Raw genomic sequence first — 1,776 nt, 5'->3', positions numbered from 1 at the left:
AATGTCTTCACATAGTGCTGGTTGAATTCGAGAAAGCCCTGGTCAGTGAAGGCGGCGGGCGAGCGCAGCTCGCAGGCGCAGAACGACGTCAGCGGCCTGCCCGCTGCCTGGATGTATTTCGCGATTCTAGCAAAGCCCTCGGCCAGCGCCACGGGACGATCGAACCGCACCCGTTCGATTTCAAAACCGGGACTGGCCGCAGCTCCGGCGGAATACTGGAACACGCCCGGAATAAACCGGTAATTGCCGGCCGGAAAATCGCTCGTCATATGCTCTCCCGTTTCTTGTTGCTCTTATACCAAATCCCGGAAGCCGTGACTCCGGTCAGAGGATACCCGAATCAGCATCCGTTTGATTCAACATGGCGAACGATGGAGGTTCGCCATGGCTATCCCGCTTCGTGCTGATTTTAATGCCGGTTTGGTAAGGGCTGCGGCCAAACGATCGAAGGATGGTCCGCAGGCTCGGCGGCTTCTGGCACTGGCGGCGATTTACGATGGGGCGAACCGCACCGAGGCGGCCGAGATTGGCGGCGTGACGCTGCAGATCATCCGGGACTGGGTGATGCGGTTCAATGTTCTTGGGCCGGACGGTCTGATCGACCGCAAGCCTCCAGGTCAACCCTCGAGGCTCAATGATGTGCAACGCCAGGCGATTGTGCGGATGATCGAGAGCGGCCCGATCCCGGCGATCCACGGTGTCGTGCGCTGGCGGTTGGTCGATCTTTCGCAATGGATATACGAGGAGTTCCGCATCACGGTTGCCAAGCAGACGCTGAGCCGGGAGCTTCGTGCGATGGGCTACCGCAAGCTCTCAGCCCGCCCCCGTCATCATGCGCAAGCCGAAGGAGCCATCGAGGATTTTAAAAAAAGTTCCCAGCGCGCCTGGATGAAGTCGCGCGCGAAAAGGCAGTCGATGTTGGGGAAATAGAGATTTGGTTCGCGGATGAAGCGCGCATTGGTCAGAAGAACAAGATCACCCGCAGGTGGGCCAAGCGCGGTACTCGCCCAAGCGCTCCGCGGGATCAGCGCACCGCCTCGACCTACATCTTCGGAGCCATCTGCCCGAAGCAGGGAAAGGGCGCGGCTCTGATCCTCCCGGCCTGCAACACCGAAGCGATGAACCTGCATCTGGCCGAAATCGCCAAGGCAGTCGCACCAGGGGCCCACGCCGTCCTCCTCGTCGATCAAGCCGGATGGCATCTGTCAGCAAGATTGTTCATTCCCGCCAACATCACCATTATGCCACTGCCGCCGAAGTGCCCTGAACTCAATCCGGTCGAAAATATCTGGCAATATATGCGCGACAACTGGCTCTCGAACCGCGTCTTCAAATCCTACGACGATATCGTCGATCACTGCTGCTATGCCTGGAATACGCTCATCGACCGCCCCTGGAAAATCATGTCCATCGGATTACGCCTGTGGGCACATGGGTTCTGATCAATGAGATCTGGTATTAGACGTACAGCACTTCGCCGCCCCGCCTGTAACCACGAGGTGTGCGCGACGGCCGAGGTAGTCAACTCGAGGGAAAGCGAGTTGCCTTCAAGGTGTCGGCAAGCGACGGCATAGAGGAGGCAGCGGAACCCACCAACGAATTGTCATCGATCTTCGTTCGTTCAACGAGCGCCTTGCCAAAAAGAGGGCTACTAACGCAACGGCCGACCTGATACTGCGGCCAGCTTTTGATACAAGCGTGCGCCAAGAGGCGACCAGTGCCAAGGGGGCGTGAACTCGAACGCCACGACCGTTGCGTAGCGAGAAGGCGGCAGAT

2 protein-coding genes are annotated in these 1,776 nt (G+C 58.9%); one reads left to right on the top strand and one right to left on the bottom strand.

Translation table 11 applies throughout. From position 1 onward, the window contains the following. Positions 1-269 (bottom strand): hypothetical protein (locus VMT30_08895; protein ID HVQ45045.1); only part of this gene is annotated, 269 nt, incomplete at its 3' end. 115 nt (positions 270-384) lie between these two features. Here VMT30_08895 and VMT30_08890 point away from each other — a divergent pair. Beyond that, positions 385-1,442, top strand: a protein-coding gene (locus tag VMT30_08890; GenBank protein HVQ45044.1) for an IS630 family transposase whose coding sequence is annotated in 2 segments (ribosomal slippage) — positions 385-871 and positions 871-1,442 — 1,059 coding nt in all. Because the reading frame shifts where the segments join, the coding sequence is not laid out codon by codon here. The last annotated feature ends 334 nt before the right edge of the window (positions 1,443-1,776 follow it).

The sequence above is a fragment of the Candidatus Saccharimonadia bacterium genome (genome assembly GCA_035544015.1).
Taxonomy (GTDB): domain Bacteria; phylum Patescibacteriota; class Saccharimonadia; order UBA4664; family UBA4664; genus UBA5169.
Note: the sequence above shows the minus strand (reverse complement) of the source record. Positions and strands in the feature narration are given on the sequence as shown.